This window comes from Achromobacter sp. (assembly GCF_049647645.1).
Lineage (GTDB): Bacteria > Pseudomonadota > Gammaproteobacteria > Burkholderiales > Burkholderiaceae_B > Achromobacter.
The window spans coordinates 1-19,174 of sequence record NZ_JBARYB010000056.1 but is presented as its reverse complement, the minus strand read 5'-3'; the positions used below and the strand labels follow the sequence as shown (position 1 = coordinate 19,174).

Genomic DNA, 19,174 nt, shown 5'->3' with positions numbered 1-19,174 from the left:
GTCTCCTTCAGTCAGGCATGACGGTGAATACAGGGGCGCAGCGTCCCTCGGGAGCGGGCCGGAATGCGGCACGCACGTCCAAGCCGATGCGCAGGCGGTCGAGATCGCAGTCAACGATATTGGTGAGCAACAGCGGTCCTTCTGCCAATTGCACATAGGCGATGGCATACGGCTGCGTTGCGGCTCGCATGATGCTGAAGGAATACAGGGTGCCGCTGCCCTGCGCGTCGATCCAGTCGAGCGAGGCCGAGCCGCACAGCGGGCAGATGCCGCGCGGATACCAATGGCATTGCCGGCAGGCGCGGCAGCGCGGCAGCACGAAGCGGCCTTGCGCCGCGGCTTCCCAGAACGGCAGGGTTTCCGGGTTGGCCTGCGCATAGGGATCCTGCTCCAGGTTCTTGGCGTGGCTTTCCATGTTCATTCGCGCTCCAGTACGACGGTGGCATGCGAGTGGCCTATGCCGAAAACCAGGCCGGGGCCGGCGGCCAAGGCCAGATCGCAGTTGGGGACTTGTACGGCGGGATGGGCTTCGCCGCGTAGCTGGCGCACGGCTTCGATGGCCTTGGTGATGCCGCCGCGATTGGCCGGGTGGTTGTTGCAGAGTCCGCCGCCGTCGGTGTTCCACGGCAGCTTTCCGACACCCGATATCAGGTTGCCGTCGGCGACAAAGCGCCCGCCTGCGCCCTTTTCGCAGAAACCCAGGTCTTCGAGCTGCATGATCACCATGATGGTGAAGTTGTCGTACACCGACGCGTACTTGATGTCGCGCGGCGTAATTCCCGCCTCCGAAAATGCCGCCGGGCCCGAGCGTGCTGCGCCCGTGTGGAGCATGTCGGCGTGGTGGCCGCCGTTGTTGGTGCGTATGGTCTCGCCGCAGCCCAATACCCGGACGCGCGGACGGGAAAGGCTGCGCGCCACCTCGGGCGCGGCCAGCACCAGCGCGCCGCCGCCGTCGGTGATGACGCAGCAGTCCAGCCGGCGCAGCGGATCGGCAATCATTGGGGAGGCCAGCACGTCGTCGACGCTGTACACCTTGCGCAGCAGCGCGTGCGGGTTGTGCTGCGCGTGATGCGACGCCGCGACCTTGACCCAGGCCAGTTGTTCGGGAGTGGTGCCGTACTCATGCATGTGGCGGCGTGCGAAATTGCCGTAGATGCCTGCGACGGTCCAGCGGTAGGGAGTTTCCCAGGCCGCCGCCGGGCGGTCAGGCCCCAATTGGCGCGCTTCCGTGCCGGTTGCCTGGCCTGCGCTGCGCGGCTTGCCCGCGAGAGTGATGAGCGCCACGCGGCATTTCCCGCTGGCGATCGCCTGCGCGGCGTGGCCGATCAGCGCCAGATACGATCCGCCGCCGATTTCGGTGCCGTCGACGTGGCGCAGCCGCAGATTCATATGGTCCACAAGAATGGCTGGGCTCACGCCTGCGTCGCCGGCGCAGAAGTAGCCGTCCACGTCAGCCAGGCTCAGGCCGGCATCGGCCAGCGCGCCCAGCGCGCATTCGGCATGCAGTTGCGCCACGGAATGTTGGGGGGCGTAGCGCAGAGGGTGTTCGTACGCACCGACGATGTAGGCTTTGCCGTGTATGCTCAAGAGCGTCTCCGTTGGTTGTTGGTCCCGTGAGCTGGGGTGTCCGAGACGATCTTCGTGGTTTGGTCCATGACCTGTCTGTTAACTTCTTGACAAAGGTGCGACTGGACTCGCTCACCCCACGCCTCGCCTACTGGCTAGTATGTGGCGTTTGACTCAAACCTCTTTCACGGCGCTGCGACAGTCGCTCTACCGCGAATTGCTCGACGGTCCACTGCAGGACTCAGTAGCTACGCTGCCCCTGTGGGCCGTTGCCTAGAGGACTGATCGTTCGTGCATCACTTTGCCGCTTCGCGATGCCCTCGGGGCGCAAGGCGAGACCTGCCTATCTCACCCTCGCCTGAGGGCGGAGAGCCTGGCACGTTGGCGAGGCTGGTAGCCCAGCAGATGAGCTGGGTACGTTGGCAGGGGATCTCGATTCGACATACGGAGGCTGGGAGCTTGCTTCGGCACAGGTGAAGGCGGGCGCGGTCCGGGTTCTGGCGGTGACTTCGCGCTTGGCTCAACGCGGAGATTCAGCAACTCGGTGCTTGAAGGGCATCCCGAGTTGCGCGCTGACAGAGAGTGGGGCTATCGATTGCGGGTGTGCGGCCCGTCTTGCAATCCTTCCTTCAGTTTCCTTACTGAACGGTGAAAAGCACTTCGGCACTTGCGGATCATGACCTGGGATCACGATTTCCGACCGATAGCATCGCATCTCCGGCCGGCTGCTTTTGGCCGGGAGCCGTCCTTGATGACAGACCGCTCCCGACCCGAAGCGGACGTCTCGCCTAATCAACGCCAGCGTCAATTCTCAAAAAGAAAGTCGGCTGCGTAATCGCATAGCTTTGGGCTCAGCCACCGGCATATTCCCGTTCTTAGGTTGTCCTGAGTTTTTGGTACGCTGAATTCCCTGCGAAAGGGTGGCGAGCCTTCTCCTTTCGATAACTCAGCTTCTCCAATCACGGCTTTTGGAGCGAGCAGATTCCTTCGTAATATGACCCAACGGCTGGCGCAATGGGCGCTACCACGAATTGGGGGCGGTTTCTCGGAATCGGCCGCCAGATGGAAAGCGTGTAATGAATTATTGGGAGCTTGGCGCCACGGAGATCGCAGCGGGCGTTCGGTCGGGAGAGTTCAGCGCCGAAGAAGTGGCTCATGACGTGCTTGCGCGTTTGCAATCGGTGAACCCGGCGCTCAATGCGATCGTGGATTATCAGGCGGAGCGGGTGGTGGCGGCGGCGCGCGCGGTGGACGCTGAGCGGGCCGCGGGACACGATGCAGGGGTCTTGGCCGGCGTGCCGGTGACGATCAAGGTCGTGGCGGACGAGGCGGGCTTCGCGACCACGAACGGTTTGCGCCTGCAGCGCGATCAGGTCGCCACGGAAGACAACCCGCTGGTGTCGCATTTCAAGGCGGCGGGGGCGGTGTCCCTGGGCCGTACCAATACGCCCGCGTTCTCACTGCGCTGGTTCACGAGCAATAGCCTGTACGGTGCGACGCGCAATCCGCATCACGCGGCGTTGACGCCAGGCGGATCATCGGGAGGGGCCAGCGCGGCGGTGGCGGCGGGCCTGGGCGCTATCGGTCACGGGACCGATATCGCCGGTTCCGTGCGCTATCCCGCCTATGCCTGTGGCGTGCACGGCCTGCGGCCGACGCCGGGACGGATCAGCTACTTCAATGCGAGTTGGCCGGTGCGCGCCATCGGTCAGCAGTTCATGTCGGTGTCCGGTCCCATCGCGCGCAGCGTGGCCGATCTCCGGCTGGCGCTGGAGGTCATGGCGCAGGGCGACGCGCGCGATCCGGTTTGGGTACCGGCGCCCTTGCGCGGACCCGATGCGCCTCGCCATGCGGCACTGTGCACGCATCCGGCAGGCATGAACACGGACCCGCGCGTGGTGAGCGCGCTGGAAGAGGCCGCGCAGCGCCTGCGCGGCCGCGGCTGGAAAGTGAGCCGCGTGGACGACGTGCCTCCCTTGCGCGAGGCCGCTATTGAACACGTGTACCTGTGGATGGGCGACGGCTTTGACAGCCGTTGGGCCAAAGCTTTGAAGGAAGAGGACCCGGCGGCGCTGGCGGCCCTGGCGGGACAGCGCGAGCTGGTCGCCGGCATGGACGCCACCACCTTGTCGGACGCCCTGACACGGCGCATGACGATGTTGCGCGCGTGGCAGCTTTTCTTCGAGAACTACCCGGTGCTGCTGATGCCGGTGTCAGGAGAGCTGCCGTTTCCCGATGAGTTGGACATGCAGGGCGAGGCCGGCTACCGGCGCGTTTGGGAGGCGCAGATCCCGCTGATGGGAACGGCGTTCGTCGGCGTGCCAGGAGTGTCCGTCGCGACGGGCGTGGAGGACGGCGTCCCGGTGGGCGTGCAGGTGGTCGCCGGCCGTTTCCGCGAGGACCTGTGCCTGGATGCGGCCGCCGATATCGAGGCCGACGGATTCAGACCACGCGTCGTAGATCCGGCTTTCTAGCTATCGAAGTTTTTTTCGTAATCACAAAATCCAGGGGAAATAAATGATTCATGCAATGGGCCGCCTGGCCCTGGCCCTGGCGTTCGCCATCGCGAGCGCGAGCTTCTGTGCGGCGGCCGCCGACGCGACGTCATGGCCGAACAAGCCGATCCGCATTCTGGTGGGCTTCCCGCCGGGGAATTCGACCGACATCAGCGCGCGTCTGATGGCCAGTGACCTTGAGCGGGCGCTGGGTCAGCCCTTCGTGGTAGAAAACCGTCCCGGCGCGGGCGGCACCATTGCCATCGATCTGGTGGCGCGCTCGGGCAAGGAAGGCGAGACGGTGCTGTTTACGTCGACCGGTCCTTTTGCAATCGGGCCGCATATCTACAAGGAACTCAAGTCCAAGCCCCTGAGTGATTTCGCGCCGGTGGCCATGGTCGGCCGCGCGCCCCTGTTGCTGGTGGTGGCGGCCGATTCGCCCTACAAGACCCTGGCCGATGTCATCAATGCCGGCCAGGATCCGCAGACGCCGCTGAACTACGCCTCTATCGGCAACGGCACGACGAATCACCTGGCGATGGAACTGTTCAAGAGCCGCACGGGCACGCACTACTCGCACGTGCCGTACAAGGGCTCGGGCCCGGCGCTGACCGACCTGATCGGCGGGCGCGTGCAACTCATGTTCGACAGCCCCGCGCCGCTCCTGCCGCTGATCCGCGACGGCAAGCTGCGCGTCCTGGCGACTGGCGGCGCCGATGCGTACAAGGAAACGCCCGACGCGCCGACCATTGCCGCGACTTATCCGGGCTTCGAGGTAGGCACCTGGACGATGTTTGCGTTCCCCGCCGGCACGCCGGACGCCATCGTGCAGAAGTTGAACGCCGCAGTCATGCCATTGCTCAGCAATCCAGAGTTGGCCGAGAAGTCCAGGACCGCGGGCATCGAGCTTTTCGAGCCGCAATCCGTGGTACAGGCCAGCGAACGCTACGCGCAGGACTTCAAGCGCTGGGGCGAGGCGGTGAAAAACGCCAACCTGGACATCAACTGATCGACTTCCCATGGCGGCGAGCGCGCTGCCCGGTGCTGCGGCTGTTCCGCTCCTACTTGTCTGTCTCTACTTATTCATCATGGCACAACACACATCGAGCGGGTCTACGGGCGCCGCGTTGGACACGCATCTGATTCCGGGCTCCAGCCTGGTTGAACCGGTCATCGTGAGCGGCTCCGCTTGCGAAGTCGTGGACGAGGCCGGCACCACCTACCTCGACCTGGAGGCCGGCCCTGGCGTGAACTCCGTGGGCCATTGCCACCCCAAGGTGGTGAAGGCCATTCAGGATCAGGCAACCCGGCTGCTGCAAGGCCCGGGCCGCAATCACAGCCGCGTGACTTCCGAGCTCGCTGCCCGCATCACCCGCGAAAGCGATGGACGCCTGTCGCGGGTGTTCTTCACCAACAGCGGCGCGGAATCGAATGACGGCGCGATCAAGCTGGCCTTCAAGCACGCGGCCAATACCGGCAAGAAGGGCTACGGTGTCATTGCGATGGAACACAGCTTCCATGGCCGGACGTCGCTGGCCCTGAGCCTGACGGGCAACGCGGCGCGCAAAAACGGCTTTGGCCCCTACGCCGCCTTGCCGGGCGTCGTGCACGTGAGCGCGCCGTATTGCTATCGCTGCCCGTATTCCTCGCATAACAAGAACAATGATGGCGGCTGCGGCCTGAAATGCGCCGACGCGATCGAGGATGCGATCAAGGTGCGCATGCAGTCGGCGCCGGCCGTGCTGATCTCGGAGTCCATTCTTTGCGTCGGCGGCGTTCTCACCCCGCCCAAGCAGTACTGGCCGCGCGTGCAGGACATCTGCCGCAAGCACGGCATCACGCTCATCATCGACGAAGTCTTTGCCGGCTGGGGCCGCACGGGCAAGACCTTCGGCTATCAGCACTGGGACGTGCAGCCCGATATCGTGACTTTCGCCAAGGCCATCGGCGGCGGCGTGCCGATCGGCGGCTTCATGGCAACCGAGACCTTGGGAACGGCCTTCCAGGAGGGCGATCATTTCACGACCTTCGGTTCGAACAACCAGATTGGGATGGCGGCTGGGCACGCGGTACTGGACATCCTCGAGGAGGAAAGATTGGCGGACAACGCGGGCGTCTGCGGCGAGTACTTCCTGGAAGGATTCAAGCGCCTGGCCAGCAAGTACGACGTCATCGGCGACGTGCGCGGCATAGGCCTGATGATCGGCGTGGAACTGGTGAAGAACCGCGAAACGCGCGAGCCGTACCCCGAGCTGGTCAAGGCAATGCATGCGGCCCTGCGCGAGAGGAAGCTGCTGATATCGACCACGGGAACGTACGCCTCGACCCTGCGCATCACGCCGCCGCTGGTGATCACTCGCGAGCAGGTGGACCACGCGCTGCGTATTTTTGACGAAACCTTTGCGGCCCTGGGCCGCGTGTGAGGGCATGATGTCGAAGCTGTTGATAGCCGGACAATGGGTTGCCGGCGACCATTCCGAAGTCCTGACCGACTGCTATAGCGGCCAGCCGTATGGCGAGATGGCGGTCGCGTCGGCGCGCCAGGTGGACGAAGCCGTGGGCGCGGCCGCGGATGCCGCCCGCCGCATCCGCCTGTCGCCGGACGAGCGCTATCGCATTCTGATGCGAGCGGCTGAGCTGATGCAGGAGCGCAAGGACAAGCTGCTGGACACGCTGGTATCTGAGACAGGCTTTCCGCGCGGCGACGGCAAGAACGAGATACGCCGTTGCGTGCAGACCTTGCAGCTCTCGGCGGAAGAGGCTCGCCGGTTGGTGGGCGACATCGTGCCGATGGAAGCCACCCCGGGCCTGAAGAACCGGATGGGCTACACGGTGTTGGTGCCGCGCGGCGTGGTCTGCGCGATCACGCCTTACAACTCGCCCCTGAACGTGGTGGCCCACAAGGTGGCGCCGGCCCTGGCCGGCGGCAACGTCGTGGTGCTCAAGCCTTCGGAGCTCACGCCCCTGAGCGCCGTGGCGCTGTGCCAGATCCTGATCGACGCCGGCTTGCCGGCGGAGTGCATCAGCCTGCTGCATGGTCCGGGCGCGGCCATCGGGCGCGCCCTGCTGGATGACAGCCGCATCCAGTTCTATACCTTTACGGGGAGCACGCGGGTGGGCCGCGAGATCCAGCAGGCTGCCGGCCTGCGCGGCACCCAGCTGGAGCTGGGCAGCATCGCCAGCACCATCGTGCTGGCCGATGCGGATCAGTCGCTGGCGGTGGGCAAGATCGTGGCCGCGGGCTTTCGCAAAGCTGGGCAGGTCTGCACTTCGGTGCAGCGCGTGCTGATACAGCGCGCCATCTATGAAGCCTTTCTGGCAAAGCTTGTCGAGGCGACCCGCAAGGTGCCCTACGGCGATCCCCGCAAGCCGGAAACGGTCGTGGGCCCGATGATTACCGTGCAGCAGGCTGAACGCGCGGAGCAGTGGTTGGCCGAGGCCGTGCAGGGAGGCGCCCGCGTGCTGGTGGGCGGCAAGCGCGAGCGTGCCGTGTTCGCTCCGACCATCCTGGCGGATGCGCCGCCGGATGCGCGGGTGGTATGCGAAGAGGTGTTCGCCCCGATCATCGTGGCCATTCCCGTCGATACCGTCGAAGAGGCGTACGAGCGTGCCAACGACACGCCGTACGGCCTGGCCGCCGGCCTGTTCACGCGGGACCTCTCGGTGGCCATGCAGGCCGGACTGAATCTGCAGTTCGGCGGCGTCCATATCAATGAGACTTCCAGTTCGCGCGTAGATGTCATGCCGTTCGGCGGCGTGAAGGACAGCGGCTTTGGCCGGGAAGGTCCGCGCTACGCTGTGCGCGAGATGATGGAAGAGCGCCTGGTGACGATTGCCTTCTGATCGCGGCGCTGTGTGGGCGGACGTCCGGGTGGCGTCCGCCTTCTTTGAAAGGAGCACACATGTTGTCCGAAGCAGCGCGCGGCGTCAGCCATGTTGAATTCCGCGGCGTGTCCAAGACCTACGACGGCCGGAGCTATTCGGTTAGGGACCTGGACTTGACCGTCAGAAAGAATGAGTTCCTCACCTTCCTCGGCCCCTCGGGTTCGGGCAAGACCACCTCCCTGATGATGCTGGCGGGCTTTGAGACGCCTACATCGGGCGATATCCTCATCGCCGACAAGCCGGTGACGTACACGGCGCCCCACAAGCGCAATATCGGCGTCGTATTCCAGAACTACGCCTTGTTCCCCCACATGAGCGTGGCCGAGAACCTGGCATTTCCCCTGACCGTGCGCAAGTACGCGCGCAGCGACATAAAGGCCCGGGTAGACCGCGCCCTGGGGATGGTGCGCCTGGGCGCCTACGCCGATCGCCGCCCCGCTCAGCTCTCCGGCGGACAGCAGCAGCGCGTGGCGCTGGCGCGGGCCCTGATCTTCGATCCGGTTCTGGTGCTCATGGACGAGCCCTTGGGCGCGCTCGACAAATATCTGCGCGAGAAGCTGCAGTACGAGATCAAGCGAATTCACGCGGAACTTGGGGTGACCATCATCTACGTGACGCATGACCAGTCGGAAGCCCTGACCATGTCGGATCGCATCGCCGTTTTCGATGAGGGGCGCATCCAGCAACTGGCATCGCCCGCCGACCTTTATGAACGGCCCGCCAGCGCCTTCGTGGCCAGCTTCATCGGCGAAAACAACTTGATAGAGGGCACCGTGTTGGAGACAACAGCCGGTCTGTCGGCGCACCGCAGCGCCTGCGGCGCCACGCTGCGCGCGCGCCATGCCGGGGCGTTTGCGGCAGGCGGGGCGAGCGTCGTGTCGGTGCGGCCGGAGAAGATCAGCCTCATGCCGCAACCCGGCGCGTGCGACAACGAGCTGGAGGTGAAGCTCGAGCAGTACATGTACCACGGCGACCATCTGCGCGCCGTGTTCCGGTTGGCCGGCGGCGGAACCATGATGTGCAAGGTGCCCGACGCCACGCCGCTTGGCCAGACACGCCCCGGCGACGCGCTGCGGGTAGGCTGGAAATCCGATGATTGTTTTGCCTTTCCCGCTACGCGGGCATCCTGACGCATCACTCCAAGACCACAAGGGGAAAAAAATGAATGCAGGAAAGTACATCGCGGCGCTTGCGACCGCGCTGGCCCTGGGCGCGCAAGCGCAGGCGCAGGAGCTGAACATCACGGCCTGGGGCGGCAGCTCCCAAGCCGCGCAGAAAAAGGTTTTCTACGAACCCTTCTCGGCCAAGACCGGCATCAAGATCACCGAGGATTCCTGGTCGGGCGGCCTGGGCATTTTGCGCACCAAGGTGCAGGGCGGCAACGCCAACTGGGACGTGGTCCAGGTCGAGGCCGACGAGATGGTGCTGGGCTGCGACGAAGGCCTGTTCGAGCCGCTGGACTGGGCCCGCATTGGCAAGCGCGAAGATTACATTCCGGGCGCCGCCACCGATTGTGGCGTTGGCGCCGTGGTGTGGACCACCGGACTGGCTTATGACGGCAATCGCCTGAAGGAGGGCCCGCGTGGCTGGGCGGACTTCTGGGACCTGAAGAAATTCCCGGGCAAGCGCGCCATGCGCAAGGGACCGAAGTACACGCTGGAGTTCGCGCTGCTGGCCGATGGCGTGCCGCGCGATCAGGTCTACAAGGTGCTTGCCACCCCGCAGGGCGTGGACCGGGCCTTTCGCAAGCTGGACGAAATCAAGTCGAGCATCGTCTGGTGGAGCGCCGGCGCGCAAGGGCCGCAGCTGATCGCGGCGGGCGATGTCGCCATGGGCGCCATCTATGTCAGCCGCGCCATTTCGGCCAACCGCGCCGAGAAGACCAATTTCAAGGTGGTCTGGCCGGGCAGCATCTACGCCATTGATTATTACGTGGTGCTTAAGGGCAGCAAGCACAAGGAGGAGGCGACCCGCTATCTGGCCTACGCGACCTCGTCCGATATCCAGAAGGCGTATCCCGCGCTGGGCAACCAGGGCATCACCAATATCCGCGCCAACACCCTGGTCGATGCCGACGTGCTGAAGGATCTGCCCACCAATCCGGTCAACCAGTCGGCCGCCGTGGCGCTGGAGGCGGAGTTCTGGGTGGAGAACATCGAGAAGCTGACGCAGCGCTTCAACGCCTGGGCCTCGCAGTAGGGCCAGGCCCGAGGGGAACATCATGCAAACCGCCGCCGTCTTGCGGGGCGCGCCGGGCGTGGAGGAGCAGGCTTTGCGCCAAAGCCTGCGCCGCGCCGAGCGCCGCCGCCACTGGCTGGCCTTCGGGCTGGTCGCGCCGCTCCTGCTGTTTTTGTTGGTGAACTTCGTGCTGCCCATCTTCCTGATCCTGAAGATGAGCGTCGATGATCGCGAGTTCGCGCGCGCCGCGCCTGGCGTGGTGTCGGCGTTGGCGCATTGGGAGGCGGGCACGCCCGTGCCCGAGGCCGCCGCCCGCGCGTGGGTGGACGACTTGCGCGCTGCCCGGGGCACGCCGGCCTTGAACGTGATCGCCAATCGCCTCAACCAGGACGTCAGCGGTTATCGCAGCCTGGTCATGACCACGGCCCGGCGCCTCGCCCAGGCCCAGTCCGGCGAGGCCTCGCAGATCCTGGCAGGCATTTCGGATCAGTGGAGCAGTCCAGAGGTCTGGCAGGCCATTCAGCGGGCCAGCGGGCCGCTGTCGGGGATGTACCTGCTTGGCGCGCTGGACCTGCATCGCACGGGTGACGGCGCCATCGAGCGGGTGCCGCAGAGCGAGGCGGTGTTCCTGACCGTGTTTCAGCGCACCTTCGGCATCAGCTTCGTGGTTACGCTGTGTTGCCTGGTGCTGGGCTATCCGGTGGCGTACTTGCTGGCAGGCGCCCGGCCGCGTCTGGCCAGCGTAATGATGCTGGCGGTGCTGATTCCATTCTGGACGGCGCTGCTGGTGCGCACCTCCGCCTGGGTGGTGCTGCTGCAGCGCGACGGCGTGGTGAACAACCTGCTGCAGTGGCTGGGCCTGATCGACCATCCGCTGACGCTGGTGTTCAACCGCACAGGTACGTACATCGCGCTGGTGCACGTTCTGCTGCCTTTCATGATTCTGCCTATCTACAGCCTGATGACGGGGATACGCAAGGACACCGTGCGTGCCGCGGCTTCGCTGGGCGCGAGCCCGCTGGCGGCTTTCTGGCGGGTGTACTTCCCGCAGACTCTGCCGGGCGTGGTGAGCGGCTGCCTGCTTGTGTTCGTGACGGCTATCGGCTTTTACATCACGCCGGCGCTGATCGGCGGTGCGGGCGACCAGATGATCGGCTACTTCATCGCGCACTTCATTACCGAAACGGCCAATTGGTCCATGGGCGCGGCGCTGGGAGGCCTGTTGCTGTTCATCACCTGCATCGTGCTGGCCGCGCTGGCCTGGACCCGAACCCGTCAGCGCGCCGCGCGCTGACGCGGCGCGCGTATTGGAGATTTCACATGGATACGTTCCAGAGCACCAGTCCCCTGGATACCGGCTGCCGGCTGGGCCTGAGGGTGGCCTGCGCCGCCATTCTCCTGTTTCTCATCGTTCCAGTGCTGGTCATCATTCCGCTTTCGTTCAATGGCGGGTCTTTCCTGACGTTTCCGCTGGAGGGCGTGTCGCTGCGCTGGTATCGCCAGCTATTCGCCTCGGAAAACTGGATGACGGCGATACGCAACAGCTTCCTGATAGCGGTCATCACCACGGCGCTGGCCACTAGCCTGGGGACGATGGCGGCCATCGGCATGCAGCGCCTGCCGGGCAAGCTCAGGACGGCAATGCAGATGTTCATCACTTCGCCAGTCATCGTGCCCGTGGTGATCAGCGCGACCGGGCTGTATTTCCTTTATGCGCCCATCGGGCTGAACAACAGCCTGGCGGGGCTGGTGCTGTCGCACACGGTGCTGGCCGTTCCTTTCGTGGTGGTGACGGTTGCTGCCACGCTGGAGGGCTTCGACATGAACCTGATGCGAGCGGCGGCCAGTTCGGGAGCGCCGCCAGTGCTGGCCTTTCGCCGCATCATGCTGCCGCTCATCGCCCCGGGCGTGATATCGGGCGCGCTGTTCGCGTTCGCAGTGTCCTTCGATGACATCGTCATGGCGATCTTTCTCGCCGGCCCCAAGCAGCGCACGATTCCGCTGCAGATGTTCAATGGGGTGCGCGAGGAAATCAACCCGACGATCGCGGCGGCGGCCACGATATTGGTGATCCTGTCCGTACTTCTGCTCTCGGCGGTGGAATATCTGAAGCACCGCGCCAAGCGCATGAACGCCAGCGGAATGGAGGGCCAGCAGGCCTGATACGCCCCGGCGTCAGGCTTGTGGGCCGCCGCGAGCCAAATAGGACACCAGTAGCTCGACGGCCTTGGGCTGCCGCTCTTTCTGCTTGATGCAGACCTTGTATTCGCGGTGCGACCAGGGCTCGTCCAGCTCTACGATGGACAGGGGCTGGCGCGCGGCCATGCGCCGCGCGAAGCCCAGCGGCACCACGCCCACGCCCAGGCCTTCGGCGGCCATGTTGCAGACGGCCTCGAAGCCGGCCACGCGGATGCGCGCCTGCAGCGGCACGCCGATCTTGGCGGCCTCGGTGCGCAGTAACTGCTGCACAAAGCTGTTGGGTTCCTGCTCGATCACGGCATGTCCGGCCAGCTGTGAGAGACGCACGCTGCCGGCCTCCGCCAGCGGATGCTGGGGGTTGACCACGACTACCAGCAGATCGCGGTAGCGACAGGGGAAGACCTGCAGGCCGGGTTCCGTCACGGTGCCCAGCAGCACGCCGATATCGGCGGATTCTTCGGCTACCGCGCGCTGAATGCTGGGGCTGAGTCCGCCGACCAGATCGATGAAGATCTTGGGATACTGCTCCGAGAAGTTCTTGACGATGCCCGGGAAGAAGTCCGTCAGTGTGGATTCGCTGACCATGAGCCGGACCTGGCCGCGTTCGCCCTCGGCGTAGCTGCCCAGCTCGTCTTCCATCTCGGCCATGGCCCGCAGCAGGCGGCGCGCATGGCGCAGCAAGGCCTGGCCGGCCTCGGTGGGCACGACGCCTTGCCGCTGGCGCACAAGCAGGGGCGTGCGCAGCATGGCTTCGAGATCGTGGATGCGTTTGCTGACTGCCGAGGTGGCAATGAACTCGGCCTGAGCCGCGCGGGCGATGCCGCCGTGTTCAACGACGCCCACGAAGAGGCGCAAAGTCATCAGATCCAGGCGCGCCGCCAGGCTGCGTGAAGGGGCCGAGGCGGGTGTGTCGGCGGGACGGTCATTCATAGGATTTCGACAAGCTGCGACGCAGTGGGCCGGGGCCAGGGCAGGGCTTGATTGTATGAAGAATCGCGTCGCGGCCGGACGCTTACTGACGAGCGTTTTCCCTAGTATTTCCGCTAAGGCACACGAAAGGGCTCGTTTGTATCCCAAGGATGGGCCCCAGCGTTGCCCCGCCTTCGTCGCGTGCTGCCATACACTTAATGGTGCCCCCTCAATAGGTGGCTTTGCCGAAGGTGCACGGCCAATTGAGCGGGGCTGCTTTGCGATAACGTCCGCTCCTGGCCGGCAAGCGGCCACTGACCACAGGGCCCCCGGGGCCTTCCATACAAGGCACGGCTTTCTTCTCTTACAACTCCCAACTTATAGCCGAGTGCTCGAGACGCCCTTGTCTCTTCTCCAATGCCCGTACGGGCATGCCTCAAAGCTGCCGGCTTGGACTGTCGCCCCTATTTAATCGCGTTTATTGCAAAGTTCGCCTTTCTTCAGCCTGCAGGCCGTCCATCCGCAAAGAATAAGAGAAGATGCCCGCGAAATAGCAGGTGTTGCCCACCAAATCCAAAAGGCGAACTTCAACAAAAAAGGCGAACTTTATTCCTGCTGCTCAGGGTTTTCCCTGAATCTGTTTTCCTTGCGGAAAATCAATCTCCTATAGGACACTTCGTGTCATGATGGTGCCGATAGGCGGCGCCCGTAGGGGGATGACATGAAGATTTCGGGAATTGCCGGCGCGCTGGCGTTGGCGGCGGCCATGGCGGGCAATGGCGCCCAGGCGGCTTATCCGGACCGGCCGATTCGGCTGGTAGTGCCTTTCGGCGCGGGCGGGATCACGGACATCGTGGCGCGCCAGGTCGGCAAGGGCATGGGCGACGCGCTGGGGCAGGGTATCGTGATCGAGAACCGGCCGGGCGCAGGCGGGGTAATCGCGGCGCAGGTGGCGGCGACCGCGCCGGCCGACGGTTATACGATCTTCATGGGCACGGTGGGCACGCAGGTGGTCAACCCGCTGATCTACAGCAAGCTCAGCTATGACGCCGACAAGTTCGCGCCGGTGGGCATGGTGTCGGGATCGCCGTACTTGCTGGCGATCCGGGAAGGCGTGCCGGCGAAGACCTTCAGCGAGTTCGTGGCCTACGCCAAGGCCAACCCGGCCAAGTTGAATTTCGGTTCGGCCGGCAACGCGAGTTCGCCGCACCTGGGCTTGGAATTGTTGAAGCTGACGGCGGGCGTCGATATCGTGCATGTGCCGTTCAAGAGCGGCAGCGAAGCGGTGAACGCCGCCATCGGCGCGCAGGTCGACGTGGTGATGGACGCCAGTCCGGTGATCATGCCGCACGCTGCGTCCGGCAAGCTGCGCCCGCTGGCGGTGGCCGCCGACAAGCGGCTGCCTTCCGCGCCCGATGTGCCCGCCAGCAACGAGGTAGGTGACGCGGCCCTGCAGATCAGTTCGTGGAATGCGTTCTTCGCGCCCGCGGGCACGCCGCCTGAAGTGTTGGAAAAGCTGAACGCCGCGCTGCAAAAGACCTTGGCGTCGCCGGAACTGAAGGAGCGGCTTGCGTCCCAGGGGACGCAGCTGTACACGGGCAAGCCGGATGAGTACCAGCGCTTCATCGCCGGCGAGAAGGCCAAGTGGACCGAGATCGTGAAGCGCGCCAACATCAAGATGGATTGACGATGAACCAGACTCCGCATCCGCTGGCGGGCAAGCCGCTGGAACTGGCCGACACGCTGCGTTCGGGCAATGCCTGGAAGATCCGGCTGGCCTGCGGCTATATGGGGCTGCCGATCACGCGGCGCACCTTCGACATCGTGCAGGGCGACCTGGAGACGGAGGCGTTCGCGCGCATCAATCCATGGCGCCAGGTGCCGGCCCTGCTGACGCCGGAGGGTGAGTGGCTGGCCGAGTCGCAGGCCATCCTCTGGTACCTGGGGCTGGGCACGCCGTGGCTGCCCGCCGGCCGCCTGGAGCAGTCGCAAGTCAGCAGCTGGCTCAGCTTCGAGCAGACCCAGCACATGCATGCCTTTGCGCAGCCTCGGCTGCTGATCCACTTGCGCCGCACGGCGCAGGTGGACGATCCAGCCATGCGGGCCTGGCGCGAGATCGGCATGAAGGCGGCGGCGCTGATGGACGCGCATCTGGCGGGCCGCAGCTATCTGGTGGGATCCGCGCCGACCATCGCGGATATCGCGCTGTTCCCGTACACGAGCATGGCGGCCGAGGGCGGTTACGACCTGTCCGGCTTTCCCCATATCGACGCCTGGCTGGCGCGCATGCGCGCCTTGCCCGGCTTTACGCCGCTGATCGCAGCGGCATGACGCAGACACAAACTTAGGAGTGAGGACAATGGCCGATACGATGCATCTGGGCAAGGATGAACTGATCGCGCGGGCGAAAGCCGAAATGCAGCGCCAGTTCGAGACGCCGGAATGGAGCCTGCGCGAACGCCTGGCCCTGACCTGCCGCATCCTGTTCGACGGCGGGCATGATTCCGGCCTGGCCGGGCAGATCACGGCGCGCGCGCCGGAGCCGAACCGGTACTTCACCCAGCGCCTGGGGCTGGGCTTTGACGAGATCACCGCCAGCAACCTGCTGCTGGTGGACGAGGACCTGCGCGTGCAGGAAGGCGGCGGCATGCCGAATCCGGCCAACCGTTTCCACTCCTGGGTCTACCGCGCGCGTCCGGACGTGAACTGCATCATCCACACGCATCCGCTGCATGTCGCGTCGCTGTCGATGCTGGAGGTGCCGCTGGAAGTCTCGCACATGGACAACTGCACGCTGTATGACGACGTGGCCTTTCTGAAGGATTGGCCTGGCGTGCCGGTGGGCAACGAGGAAGGCGAGATCATTTCGGCGGCGCTGGGTTCCAAGCGCGCCATCCTGCTGTCGCACCATGGCATGCTGATCGCGGCGGGCTCGGTGGAAGAGGCTTGCGTGCTGGCCCTGCAGTTCGAGCGCGCCGCCCGCATGCAGCTGCTGGCCATGGCCGCCGGCAAGATCCAGCCCATTCCGCCGGCGCTGGGCCGCGAGGCGCATGACTGGATCCTGACGCCCAAGCGCTCGCAGGTCGGGTTCTCGTACTATGCGCGGCGCGCGCTGCGGGCGCATCCCGACGTGCTGGCCTGATGGCGGCTGCTGGCGGAGCCGGCTCGACGGCAGGGCCGGATTAGGGCATGCTTACCGGTCGCATTCCGCGACCGTATTTCCGCAACCCCGCCGATGATAGACCTGCCGCACCGTCTGCGCGCCCTGCGCCGCCAGCAAACCCTGTCCCTGGAACAGCTGGCGCAGCGCACCGGATTGACCAAGAGCTACCTCTCCAAACTGGAGCGGGGCCTGAGCGAGCCCTCCATTTCCACCGTGCTGCGGCTGGCGGAAGCCTATGGCCTGGGCGTGTCGGAACTGGTGGGCACGGACGATGCCGCGCAGGAGGAAGTGATCAGCGTGGTGCGGGTGGCGGACCGCGAGGCCTTGCAGCGCCGGGGGCTGGGCAGCGAATACCACTACGAATCGCTGGCCGGCCGCCGCAAGGTCAAGGCGATGGAGCCTTTCGTGGTGCATCCGCCGCGCGATTTCCCCGATGCGACCGCGGTGTTTCCGCACCCCGGCGAGGAATTCCTGCTGGTGCTCAAGGGCGCCATCGAGGTCCACGTGGGCGAACGCCAGTTCCGCCTGGAGACCGGGGATTCCGTCTATTTCGATTCCGAACTGCCGCACCGCATGCGCACCGTCAGCCGGGCCATGGCCGAAGTGCTGGTGGTGGCCGCGCACTGAGCGCGCCGCCGTGATCGTCACCTTATCCGCATACAGGAACTGCCATGAAGCATGATCAATCGCGGCTCGTCCGCATCGACGCCGGCCCCATGAAGAATCCGGTGCCCGGCAAGCCGCGCCGTCCGATCTCGGGCGACGCGGCGTTCCGCACCGTGACCGCTTTCGAAGGCAATGGCGGCAAGGCAGAGGCCGGCGTCTGGGAAAGCACGGCTGGCGTGTTCCAGTCCAACACCACCGGTTACATCGAGTTCGGCTACATCGTCGAAGGTGCGGCGCGCCTGGTCGATCCGGACGGCACCGTGCACGAACTGACGCTGGGCGAAGCCTTCGTCATGCCCGAGGGCTATACCGGCCGCTGGGAAGTGGACCAGTTCGTCAAGAAAATCTATTTCATCACCCGCATGTAGCGCCGCGTGCACCGCGGCAGCCAGGAGCCAGCCCCATGAGCGCAATTCCCGCCGTTACCGCGCAGGTGGATATCGTTTCCGTCCAATCCCAGGTCGTGTATGGCTGCGTCGGCAATAACGCCGCCATGCCGGTCTTCCGCAAGGCGGGCCTGCGCGCGATCGCGGTGCCCACCGTCATTCTCAGCAACACGCCGCACTATCCGACCTTGCACGGCGGCGCGGTGCCGCTGGACTGGTTCGAAGGGCTGTTGCAGGGCCTGGACGAACGCGGCGTCAGCAGGACGGCGCGCGCGGTGGTGTGCGGCTACCTGGGCCAGCCGGGGCAGGCCGGGCTGCTTGCTGATTGGCTAGCGGCGCTGCGCGCCTCGCGGTCGGACGTGAAGGTCCATATCGATCCCGTCATGGGCGACCGCAACGACGGCCTGTACGTGAACGAAGGACTGGTCGAGCAATACCGCGACCTGCTGGTGCCGCTGGCCAACGGCATGACGCCGAACCACTTCGAGCTGGAGTTGCTGGCGGGGCGCGCCTTGTCATCGATCGACGAAGTGGTGGCCGCGGCGCGCGAACTGATTGCGCGCGGTCCGGACTGGATCGTGGTGACCAGCGCTGCGCCCATGGCCGCGGCGGCCGGCACCTTGCAGCTGGCGGTGGTGACGCGGGATCAGGCCACCGTGGTGACGCATCCGGAGATCGCGATACCGCCCTCGGTGCATGGCACCGGCGACGTGTTCATGGCCAGCGTGACGGCGCGGCTGCTGACTGGACTGAACCTGATCGAGGCGGTGCGTTCGGCCGCCGCCCAGGTCACGGTGGCGCTGGAGCGCACCCGCGAACTGGGCTGGGAAGAACTGGCGATGGAAGGCTAGGGCGCCCTGACGGATAGGCGGGTTTAAGGCACCAGCGACAGGCCGACGCGGAACTGCGATTCGTTGCGCTGGTTGTAGCCCAGCAGCGTTTCGCCGTAGCCGTTGAAGTACTGCAGATGCAGGTAGCCGTTCATGTTCAGCCAGGTGCGCTGCAGCGGCCAGGCGAAATCCAGCTGGGTGGTGCGGCGCTTCTGGTCGCCCTGGCGGTACATGGCCGAGACGACGGCGCCGTTGTCCTGGGCCCAGCGCAATTGCCAGTCGACGCGGCCGGCGTAGTCGGCGTAATCGCTGTTCTCGCTGGCGACGCCGAAATAGGCTTTGACACGCGGCGCGAAGGTGAGCGTGCTGCCGCCGTCGAAGCGGTAGTGGAAGCGCGGTTCGATATAGCCGTCGTTCAACGAGCGCGAATCCGCGCCGTCCTTGCCGTTGGAATTATGCTCCACGCCGGTGTTCATGCCGAAGCGCCAGTTCTGGCTGGCGGACTGCCAGATATTGTCGGACAGCCAGAAGGCGCTGGGATTGAAGGTGGTATCGATGAAGGGCATGGAATCGCCCTGCAGGTCCCACAGCGATGTCTGCGTGTACGCCAGGTAGAAGTTCTCGTCCCAGGTCGCCGGGCGGTCGCCCGCGGGGCTGAAGAGGCGGTACTTGGCGCTGATCTGGAAGCGGGCGGTGGTCTGCCCGCGCGTGCCGATGTCGAAGTACACCGGCTTGTATTCGGAAACCGAGCTGCGGAAGCGGTCGAAGGCGTTCTGCTGCTGCACGGTAGGCACTGCGGAAGCGTCGGGCGAGGGGCCGCCTTCGGGCGAAGCGCCGACCGCGGCCACGGCGGCGGCGGGCACGGGCTCGCCACTGCTTGCGTCCACTACCGGGCCG

18 protein-coding genes are annotated in these 19,174 nt (G+C 65.4%); 14 read left to right on the top strand and 4 right to left on the bottom strand.

Translation table 11 applies throughout. The annotated features are described in order from the left end of the window. Window positions 1-7: 7 nt before the first annotated feature. Entirely contained in the window at window positions 8-421 is a 414-nt protein-coding gene (locus WBB14_RS06715; protein WP_424239142.1) for a Zn-ribbon domain-containing OB-fold protein, read from the bottom strand. Further along, a complete protein-coding gene (locus WBB14_RS06710) occupies window positions 418-1,587 on the bottom strand; it encodes a thiolase domain-containing protein (protein WP_424239141.1) in 1,170 nt (389 codons plus the stop codon). The genes WBB14_RS06715 and WBB14_RS06710 overlap by 4 nt, the downstream gene beginning before the upstream one ends. A gap of 1,055 nt (window positions 1,588-2,642) precedes the next feature. On the opposite strand from WBB14_RS06710, the gene WBB14_RS06705 reads away from it, so the two are divergent. From WBB14_RS06705 to WBB14_RS06670, 8 genes are all read left to right on the top strand, one after another. Further along, window positions 2,643-4,040: an amidase family protein gene (locus WBB14_RS06705; RefSeq protein WP_424239140.1), complete on the top strand. Its 1,398-nt coding sequence runs from the start codon at window positions 2,643-2,645 to the stop codon at window positions 4,038-4,040. Between the two features lie 43 nt (window positions 4,041-4,083). Then, window positions 4,084-5,070, top strand: coding sequence for a Bug family tripartite tricarboxylate transporter substrate binding protein (locus WBB14_RS06700; RefSeq protein WP_424239139.1), 987 nt, complete (start codon window positions 4,084-4,086; stop codon window positions 5,068-5,070). Between the two features lie 118 nt (window positions 5,071-5,188). Then, window positions 5,189-6,484, top strand: coding sequence for an aspartate aminotransferase family protein (locus WBB14_RS06695; RefSeq protein WP_424239138.1), 1,296 nt, complete (start codon window positions 5,189-5,191; stop codon window positions 6,482-6,484). 7 nt (window positions 6,485-6,491) lie between these two features. Beyond that, complete coding sequence (locus tag WBB14_RS06690; protein ID WP_424239164.1) at window positions 6,492-7,904, top strand: aldehyde dehydrogenase family protein; 1,413 nt, start codon at window positions 6,492-6,494, stop codon at window positions 7,902-7,904. A 59-nt stretch (window positions 7,905-7,963) separates the two neighbouring features. After that, entirely contained in the window at window positions 7,964-9,076 is a 1,113-nt protein-coding gene (locus WBB14_RS06685) for an ABC transporter ATP-binding protein (RefSeq protein WP_424239137.1), read from the top strand. A 31-nt stretch (window positions 9,077-9,107) separates the two neighbouring features. Beyond that, window positions 9,108-10,145, top strand: a complete 1,038-nt coding sequence (locus WBB14_RS06680; protein ID WP_424239136.1) for an ABC transporter substrate-binding protein — start codon at window positions 9,108-9,110, stop codon at window positions 10,143-10,145. 22 nt (window positions 10,146-10,167) lie between these two features. After that, window positions 10,168-11,418: an ABC transporter permease gene (locus WBB14_RS06675; RefSeq protein ID WP_424239135.1), complete on the top strand. Its 1,251-nt coding sequence runs from the start codon at window positions 10,168-10,170 to the stop codon at window positions 11,416-11,418. A gap of 26 nt (window positions 11,419-11,444) precedes the next feature. Continuing rightward, a complete protein-coding gene (locus WBB14_RS06670) occupies window positions 11,445-12,287 on the top strand; it encodes an ABC transporter permease (protein WP_424239134.1) in 843 nt (280 codons plus the stop codon). A gap of 12 nt (window positions 12,288-12,299) precedes the next feature. Here the strand turns inward: WBB14_RS06670 and WBB14_RS06665 are convergent, their stop codons facing one another. After that, a complete protein-coding gene (locus WBB14_RS06665) occupies window positions 12,300-13,253 on the bottom strand; it encodes a LysR family transcriptional regulator (protein ID WP_424239133.1) in 954 nt (317 codons plus the stop codon). 700 nt (window positions 13,254-13,953) lie between these two features. Here WBB14_RS06665 and WBB14_RS06660 point away from each other — a divergent pair. The 6 genes from WBB14_RS06660 (at window position 13,954) to pdxK (ending at window position 18,298) form a co-directional block, all read left to right on the top strand. Then, window positions 13,954-14,919, top strand: coding sequence for a Bug family tripartite tricarboxylate transporter substrate binding protein (locus WBB14_RS06660; RefSeq protein ID WP_424239132.1), 966 nt, complete (start codon window positions 13,954-13,956; stop codon window positions 14,917-14,919). A gap of 2 nt (window positions 14,920-14,921) precedes the next feature. Next, window positions 14,922-15,563, top strand: coding sequence for a glutathione S-transferase family protein (locus WBB14_RS06655; protein ID WP_424239131.1), 642 nt, complete (start codon window positions 14,922-14,924; stop codon window positions 15,561-15,563). 28 nt (window positions 15,564-15,591) lie between these two features. Continuing rightward, window positions 15,592-16,374 (top strand): aldolase, encoded by a 783-nt coding sequence (locus WBB14_RS06650; protein WP_013395352.1) that lies wholly within the window; start codon window positions 15,592-15,594, stop codon window positions 16,372-16,374. A gap of 93 nt (window positions 16,375-16,467) precedes the next feature. Continuing rightward, the gene (locus WBB14_RS06645; RefSeq protein ID WP_424239130.1) at window positions 16,468-17,022 is read left to right on the top strand and encodes a helix-turn-helix domain-containing protein; all 555 of its coding nucleotides are present in this window, start codon (window positions 16,468-16,470) and stop codon (window positions 17,020-17,022) included. Window positions 17,023-17,066: 44 nt separating this feature from the next. Then, the gene (locus WBB14_RS06640; protein WP_424239129.1) at window positions 17,067-17,429 is read left to right on the top strand and encodes a cupin domain-containing protein; all 363 of its coding nucleotides are present in this window, start codon (window positions 17,067-17,069) and stop codon (window positions 17,427-17,429) included. A gap of 35 nt (window positions 17,430-17,464) precedes the next feature. Continuing rightward, window positions 17,465-18,298 carry a pyridoxine/pyridoxal/pyridoxamine kinase gene (gene pdxK / locus WBB14_RS06635; RefSeq protein WP_424239128.1) on the top strand — a complete coding sequence of 278 codons (834 nt, stop codon included), beginning with the start codon at window positions 17,465-17,467 and terminating at the stop codon, window positions 18,296-18,298. Between the two features lie 23 nt (window positions 18,299-18,321). On the opposite strand, the gene WBB14_RS06630 is transcribed toward pdxK, so the two are convergent. After that, window positions 18,322-19,174 (bottom strand): phospholipase A (locus WBB14_RS06630; protein ID WP_424239127.1); only part of this gene is annotated, 853 nt, incomplete at its 5' end.

What these genes read in the sequence shown, in the direction of transcription:
- WBB14_RS06700 (WP_424239139.1), top strand. Translation starts at nt 4,084, where the DNA reads ATGATTCATGCAATGGGCCGCCTGGCCCTGGCCCTGGCGTTCGCCATC.
- WBB14_RS06640 (WP_424239129.1), top strand. Translation starts at nt 17,067, where the DNA reads ATGAAGCATGATCAATCGCGGCTCGTCCGCATCGACGCCGGCCCCATG.
- WBB14_RS06650 (WP_013395352.1), top strand. Translation starts at nt 15,592, where the DNA reads ATGGCCGATACGATGCATCTGGGCAAGGATGAACTGATCGCGCGGGCG.
- WBB14_RS06705 (WP_424239140.1), top strand. Translation starts at nt 2,643, where the DNA reads ATGAATTATTGGGAGCTTGGCGCCACGGAGATCGCAGCGGGCGTTCGG.
- pdxK (WP_424239128.1), top strand. Translation starts at nt 17,465, where the DNA reads ATGAGCGCAATTCCCGCCGTTACCGCGCAGGTGGATATCGTTTCCGTC.
- WBB14_RS06675 (WP_424239135.1), top strand. Translation starts at nt 10,168, where the DNA reads ATGCAAACCGCCGCCGTCTTGCGGGGCGCGCCGGGCGTGGAGGAGCAG.
- WBB14_RS06685 (WP_424239137.1), top strand. Translation starts at nt 7,964, where the DNA reads ATGTTGTCCGAAGCAGCGCGCGGCGTCAGCCATGTTGAATTCCGCGGC.
- WBB14_RS06660 (WP_424239132.1), top strand. Translation starts at nt 13,954, where the DNA reads ATGAAGATTTCGGGAATTGCCGGCGCGCTGGCGTTGGCGGCGGCCATG.
- WBB14_RS06665 (WP_424239133.1), bottom strand. Translation starts at nt 13,253, where the DNA reads ATGAATGACCGTCCCGCCGACACACCCGCCTCGGCCCCTTCACGCAGC.
- WBB14_RS06680 (WP_424239136.1), top strand. Translation starts at nt 9,108, where the DNA reads ATGAATGCAGGAAAGTACATCGCGGCGCTTGCGACCGCGCTGGCCCTG.
- WBB14_RS06715 (WP_424239142.1), bottom strand. Translation starts at nt 421, where the DNA reads ATGAACATGGAAAGCCACGCCAAGAACCTGGAGCAGGATCCCTATGCG.
- WBB14_RS06655 (WP_424239131.1), top strand. Translation starts at nt 14,922, where the DNA reads ATGAACCAGACTCCGCATCCGCTGGCGGGCAAGCCGCTGGAACTGGCC.
- WBB14_RS06670 (WP_424239134.1), top strand. Translation starts at nt 11,445, where the DNA reads ATGGATACGTTCCAGAGCACCAGTCCCCTGGATACCGGCTGCCGGCTG.
- WBB14_RS06645 (WP_424239130.1), top strand. Translation starts at nt 16,468, where the DNA reads ATGATAGACCTGCCGCACCGTCTGCGCGCCCTGCGCCGCCAGCAAACC.
- WBB14_RS06690 (WP_424239164.1), top strand. Translation starts at nt 6,492, where the DNA reads ATGTCGAAGCTGTTGATAGCCGGACAATGGGTTGCCGGCGACCATTCC.